Origin of the sequence: Parabacteroides sp. AF19-14 (genome assembly GCF_003635485.1) — a bacterium.
Taxonomy (GTDB): Bacteria; Bacteroidota; Bacteroidia; order Bacteroidales; family Tannerellaceae; genus Parabacteroides; species Parabacteroides distasonis.
The window spans coordinates 1-6,413 of record NZ_QTMJ01000044.1 but is presented as its reverse complement, the minus strand read 5'-3'; the positions used below and the strand labels follow the sequence as shown (position 1 = coordinate 6,413).

At 27.5% G+C, this 6,413-nt stretch carries 7 protein-coding genes and 1 pseudogene; all 8 read right to left on the bottom strand.

The window, feature by feature from the left end; all coding sequences use genetic code 11:
• A partial coding sequence (locus DWX33_RS21975; RefSeq protein WP_370450849.1) for a cysteine peptidase family C39 domain-containing protein occupies positions 1–227 on the bottom strand: 227 nt, incomplete at its 3' end.
• A 42-nt stretch (positions 228–269) separates the two neighbouring features.
• A complete protein-coding gene (locus tag DWX33_RS21970) occupies positions 270–1,460 on the bottom strand; it encodes a hypothetical protein (RefSeq protein WP_122381045.1) in 1,191 nt (396 codons plus the stop codon).
• 35 nt (positions 1,461–1,495) lie between these two features.
• Positions 1,496–2,602, bottom strand: coding sequence for a 6-bladed beta-propeller (locus DWX33_RS21965; protein ID WP_122381044.1), 1,107 nt, complete (start codon positions 2,600–2,602; stop codon positions 1,496–1,498).
• A complete protein-coding gene (locus DWX33_RS21960) occupies positions 2,599–4,014 on the bottom strand; it encodes a radical SAM protein (protein WP_122381043.1) in 1,416 nt (471 codons plus the stop codon). The genes DWX33_RS21965 and DWX33_RS21960 overlap by 4 nt, the downstream gene beginning before the upstream one ends.
• A gap of 53 nt (positions 4,015–4,067) precedes the next feature.
• Positions 4,068–4,238, bottom strand: coding sequence for a TIGR04149 family rSAM-modified RiPP (locus tag DWX33_RS21955; protein ID WP_122381042.1), 171 nt, complete (start codon positions 4,236–4,238; stop codon positions 4,068–4,070).
• 11 nt (positions 4,239–4,249) lie between these two features.
• On the bottom strand, positions 4,250–5,461 hold the full coding sequence (locus tag DWX33_RS21950) for a glycosyltransferase (RefSeq protein ID WP_122381041.1): 1,212 nt from the start codon (positions 5,459–5,461) through the stop codon (positions 4,250–4,252).
• Between the two features lie 12 nt (positions 5,462–5,473).
• Positions 5,474–6,043 carry a hypothetical protein gene (locus DWX33_RS21945; RefSeq protein WP_122381046.1) on the bottom strand — a complete coding sequence of 190 codons (570 nt, stop codon included), beginning with the start codon at positions 6,041–6,043 and terminating at the stop codon, positions 5,474–5,476.
• A gap of 4 nt (positions 6,044–6,047) precedes the next feature.
• A pseudogene (locus tag DWX33_RS21940) lies at positions 6,048–6,413 on the bottom strand (hypothetical protein); the annotation flags it as partial.

Below are 6,413 nucleotides of genomic sequence, written 5' to 3'. Positions count from 1 at the left end.
CATTGGTTCCAGTGCAGTATGCAGGGTAGGGGACATTCCTTCTCCAACTCGTCCATGGTAATCCGCACGCCTTGCGTACGGAACCCGATCGCCTCCGCCGCCTCGCTGATACCGAGCATGGAGACTCCTTCCCGTGTGATGAAGGCTTTCTCCCGTAAGCTTTGCACGGAATAAGCCCACCCGTAATGCTTGGCGATCATACGGAGGCAGGTGGGACCGCAGTCCATAGAGTCCAGTTGGCGGTATGTGGGGAAAGATTTAAACACTATTTACAAAGGATTAATATGACATAAATTAAAACGGTTAATAAATAGTTCATAATCGGAAATTGGAGGACATATATTTTGATATATACAGGATGAACATATGGAGATATTTTTTCTGAGAAGATACCATAAATGATTATTTGAGAATGATTTATTTAATAAATATTCGATATTAGAATCGCTAATATTTCCTATACTAGCAAAGTTATTAAAAGAAGTGTATATTAATCCATCTGAATCAACCATTAACCTTCCATAATAGAACGTATTAATGATTGATTTATTATATAGCTCTCTCATTGATAATTTGTAATTTTCAAAGTCTTTCAACTCTGTAAATACATTATTTTTAAAAAATAGCATATTATCTCCGTTGTAGAAAGGATGTAATATGATTTTATCTTCAATGGAATCAGGGATATTCAATTCTCTATCAATAGCCATATGATAAGTATAGTCTAAATTTAATTTTGATATTTTCTTATCAAATAAAATTAAGAGATTTATATCGTAATACTCATTAACAAGAATAGCTATTTTGAATTTAAAATTAGTTAGCATAGACAAGTCTATATTCATTAAACTCATGATATTAAAGTATAGAATAATTTCACAATCTGCACGATTTATAAAATCTGAAATTTTTTTATCAGAAATAAAATCAATTAGATATTCTCCTAAAAATGATATTGAAGATATTCGATGAATCGAGATTTTATGAATAAATATTAGTATAGATTCTTTATCTAATTCATGATTTCCTAAGTTAGATTTACAAAATAGAAATTGGCGATAGTATTTTTTACAATAGTGGCAATTAAAACTGCAATGCGAGTTGATATAAAAGATTAAATCTAAAGATTTGTCTTCTTTTAAATCATCTGTGTCTAGGTTTTTAAAATATGGTTTTAAAATGTATGGATTGTATTTATTTTTTAAACACAATAAATCTCCGCTAAAACTATCTCTTATCCATTTTATAAGTCTCATCCATTCTTTATCTTTTTTTATTGTATCGATTTCAATATATTTTCCATAATTATCCTGCATGTTGATTTTTGTAAAAAAGTCAACTATCTCTTGACTACAAAAAGTCTGATTTGCACCAGATAATGTATTATAAAGTAAAACTTGATCATTTAGCATATCAACATATGTAAAGGGCTCTAAATATAAATAATATTCAACTTCCATAAATATTTGAGTTTTGTACTTAAAATTACTATAAATTATTTCAATTTCACAATAGCTAATACTGGATTACTGTCAATCGTTTCTTTTTTGAAAAAATTACCTTCAATTTTAATAGGATATTTCTCCAAATATTCAATCGTCAATAGAGAAATAAAAACACTCTCACTAGAAGATGATTGCCAATATGGTAATATATCAGGTCCATTAGTGATATTATCTATAAAGCCAGGATAAATGTTTTTTACATTAAGTGCTGACTTACTTTTTTTATCGAACCAAATATTGAAGAAATTGCCTTTATAAGCAAATACAATAATTATGGATTTATCTGATTCTATTATGTTTCTAACAGATATTATTTGGGACAACTTATCCATATTCTTAAAATCATTTTCACTACGTCTTACAGGACCAGTGTAAATTTCATATATAGGCTTAATAGAAAGAGGAATGCTAATTTCATATACTAAGTCAGATAATGGATTTTTATAAAAAATACCTGCTTTATACTGGTAAAAAAACGGCATTTCCAGAAGTAACATATCCATAGATTTATCATCAATTGTGGTCGGTAAAGAATCTATAATATCACCCTTATCATTGGTAAGATATAATTCTTTGACATTTTTATTTTTATCAATTCTATTAAAACGATTATTATAAAAGAGTATTTTTTTATTGCTTTTTTGAATCATCCATGGAGTAAAGTCTAAGATTATTCTATCTATAAACTCCCCTAAATAATTGTATATAAATATTGTTTTTGATTGTGGGCTAATAATATATACGTATTTTTCAATTTCATCAACATAGAAATTCAATGCTGAAGTATAATCAGCTGGTCCTTCACCCTTTTGTCCTATAGTATTTAAAAAGGATCCGTGTTTATCAAAACGGTAAAACCTCTCATTCTTCTGATCTCCAACGAATATCGCATCTTTACCGTAAAAAATCTGCAGTTCATCACTCAACAAACAACTATCAGTAGTTTCTAGAGGAATATAAACGATTGAATCAGCTACTTCACTAAGGTTTACTTTTTCATAATGATCTCGCTGATCATAAATATTAATTCTAATCTGCGCAGTCAATAAGAAAGCTTTTGAAGTAAAAATAAAAAAGCATAAAAAAAACAATTTCATAATTTAATAGATTTATTATTTTCTAAATACGTAAATATATTTGAGAGATAAATTGAAAATCTTCTTATTGTCATATGCCTATTACAATAGTATCCATCTCCCTTATTTTGCAGTGTAAAAATACAAAAACTACATAACATCGAATAATAGCATTTTTTACATTGACTTATCACCGTTTTGATATTTTTATTGTATTGTTCAGCAATATATTTATGATTGATGTTTTGAATATTTCCATTATTGCATATTAATCCATAATTATTATTGAAGCTGATTTTTTCACAAGGCATTAACTGATATTCAGCAGTGATAAATAACTTCTTTTTAAGAGGAATACATGTACCTGTATACATTCTTTTGTTAGATTTTTTATGCAAATATTCAGGAAATGAATATATATCTCTTATTCTAAATATTTCTTTCTGATATCTATATATATGTTTATTTATTATAAAACCATCTTTAACGGAATAATTAGTGCGAAACATTTTGTTAAATACTGATATATTATCTTCATTCACATCTATTTTATTAAGAGATCCAGTATTTACCTTATCTGTATTCAAATAATTTAAGAAAAAATGTTTTATATTTAGATTTTTGTTTTTATCATGAAGTACCGATATGTAATGAATATTATCAGAATAGTATCTAGGATATTTTTCTTTTATAAACATCATGTTATTTATAATCGTATTATATGTTTCATTTCCATTTTTATATACTCTATACCTATTTGATTCCTCATTTCCATCAAGGCTGATTGCTAACACAAAATTATTTTTTACAAAATAATCTATTTTATATGCATCCAATAGAGTTCCATTTGTGGTTAATCCAAAAGTAAAATTTACACTAGTATTTTTAGACTTAATATATTCTGTTATTTGTTGAATATCTTCAAATCTTAATAATGGTTCTCCTCCATAATAGTTAATTCTTATATTTTTAGTTACTCCAAATTCCCAATAGCATAATAATCTATCAATAATTTTTTGTACATCGTTTGATTTTATTTTATTGTATTTAAATGGGTTTTTATATAGACTTCCATAGATACAATATTTGCACTGTAAATTACAATCTTGTATAAGCTCAATAGCTAGCTGTTCCGTATTTGATATGGATTTTATTATATCATTTTCACTTATATTATCAATGAATAAATGATCTTTAACAGCACTTTCAAATACAAGATACCTAGTATAGAAATCTATTTTTCTTTGATAATAATCAATTTCATTTTCAGAATATAAATCAGTGTTTGTGTATTCATATTTATTGTTTTCACTCTTGTTTTTAAGCAAATGTATCATTATTGGATGTATATATAATACACATCCAAGCGAATTTGAAAACATGTATGTGTTCAATTTCGACGTAGTAAATATAACGCTCTTAAATCTTGCCATAATACAATAAATTAATTCATTAGGAGCTTTGGCTCCTAATGAATAGTGATTGATTAACGGTGTGAATCATCTTCGAGTACAGCATCTGTCATGCTTGTTGAAAATGTTCCTCCGCACTGGCAATCGTAACTAGAACAAATGCCACCCTTTAATTTACCTAAATCCTTTTTTTGGATAGATTTACTCGATACTTCTACTAACTTAATTTTTTTGACTGTTTTCATAATGAAAAATATTAAAAGTTATACAAATCTCTAATTTTACTTAAATTAACATTAGAGTATTTCTTTATATACGTTTCTCTCATCATATATTTTACTTTGTTTATTTCTTTATTGTTAATTGCATATATTATTGCATCTTTAATCTTATTAATCTCTATACTTGCATCTCTTTTTTTATATTTTATATTTATTTTCATTTCATGAGAGACTTCTACCTCATTCAATGCTGTGGAATCAGTGATAACGATAGGTAAACAAAACATCATCATTTCAATCATTGTATAAGATGACTGTTCATGAAAAGATGGAAGTATTCCTAAATCTGATATTTGATATAAATTATACAGATCGTCTTTATCTAAATATCCAAAAAAAGAAATTCTACTGAGACTATATCTAGCTAAATTTATGCAACTACCAAAATCTCCGTCTCCCGCAATTATCAGCCTAACATTCTTCTTATCTTTGAGAATTAGGCTCATTGACTCTATTAAGTATTGAATACCTTTTACCCTATTCAATCTTCCTGCAAATATTATAATATAATCATCTGGTGAAAAAGAGTATTTTTCCCTTAACTTCCTTTTTTCTGTATCAGTTATTTCTACATAATGGTCATCTAAACAATTACGCATAAAATGTAACTTACTTTTTGGAATCTTATACAAGCTTATAATCACATTCTGTATAAATGTATTTAAACATATTATTCGATTAGATATATTGTAAAAATTTCTTTCAATAATATATGAATTATGTATTTTCAAATCATTGCTATTTGTATTATCTAAATTATTATTAACTATATTCTCTTTAAAATACATTAAGTTTCCATCTAGTGCTAAACACCATTTTTGATAATGAACAGTAAATATGATTGCTATATTATTTATTCGATTTTTTATCAAATTAGCCAAAAAGTAATCACTCGAATAATTAAAATGAAAAATACGCTGACTTATTTTGCTGTCAAAATTGGATATTAAGAGATAATATACTGACAAGTAATATTTTTTAATATCTTTAGTTACTATGGGAATTTCATGCAGTATATAATTACCACTTTTTATAACTTTATACTCTCTTTCTTGTGAAAATAAATTTATCTGATTTACTTCATAATTATCATTTTTTATCAATGTTTCTACAATCTGTTTTATATATTGACCTATACCATAGCAATTTGCTGTGTTTATTCTATTAAATAAGTATATTGCTTTCATGTTACTATTTATTTAGATTACATTTTTATTCAAACCAACTAATCTAAATTGATTTATTTTGACGATGCATTTTAATATACAATTATCCTCAACTATATCTGCTATACTTACCGATGATTTCCAGTCATATAAATATCTATTATCAAAAATATGCATATTCTTATTTGATCTTAGACGAGACCTAATATAACATGATATTCCCATTAGTCCTGTCTCCAAGCTGAGATCTTTTATTCTTAGTAAATCCCGCTCCATGACTTTTTGGTCGATTTCCGCAAGGATTTCATTGGAGTCTCCTTCCATGAACCCATTTTGAATCAGATATTCGATACCCCAGCCAATTCCACATAATCCAGTCTCTAGGTTTATTGGTAATGTTTCTGGAATATTCTCGCAGATTTCTTCGAGCAGTTCCCCCGCAAAGTCATCATATATAGTTAAGCCTGTATATCTTGCGTAGTGCGCAAAGAACAAAACAACTCCCATCTTCCCATGGAATAAACCAATATCCTCCATGTCGATTGAGTGCAAAATCAGATGATTCGCAATTCTTCGTAACAATATGTCTTTTTCTGTTTTCATCTTATCAACATTCAATTTTTATGTTTGAATCCTTTGCAAAGCCTAGCAATAATTCTTTTTGATAAGTTTTGCTTAATGCCAAACAAACAACCTTACTTGGGCTTAAGATTCGTAAAATCGTCTCAAACGTATTTGCGTATGAGAAGAGTCTAGGGAAATTTTGTTCGATACTATCATTCTCAAATACCTTTTGTTCGGAAAATTCAACTTGTACAGCTGTAACTGTCTCTGATAGTTCTGTGTCATCCGGAATCTCATATTCAGATAATAATAGAATAGGGATCTCTTTTCCTTGTAAAAAAGTTGATACATGAGCCAATTCTTTCTCATCTGTTAGGTAAACCAAACAACATCTTTTATATGGAGATAA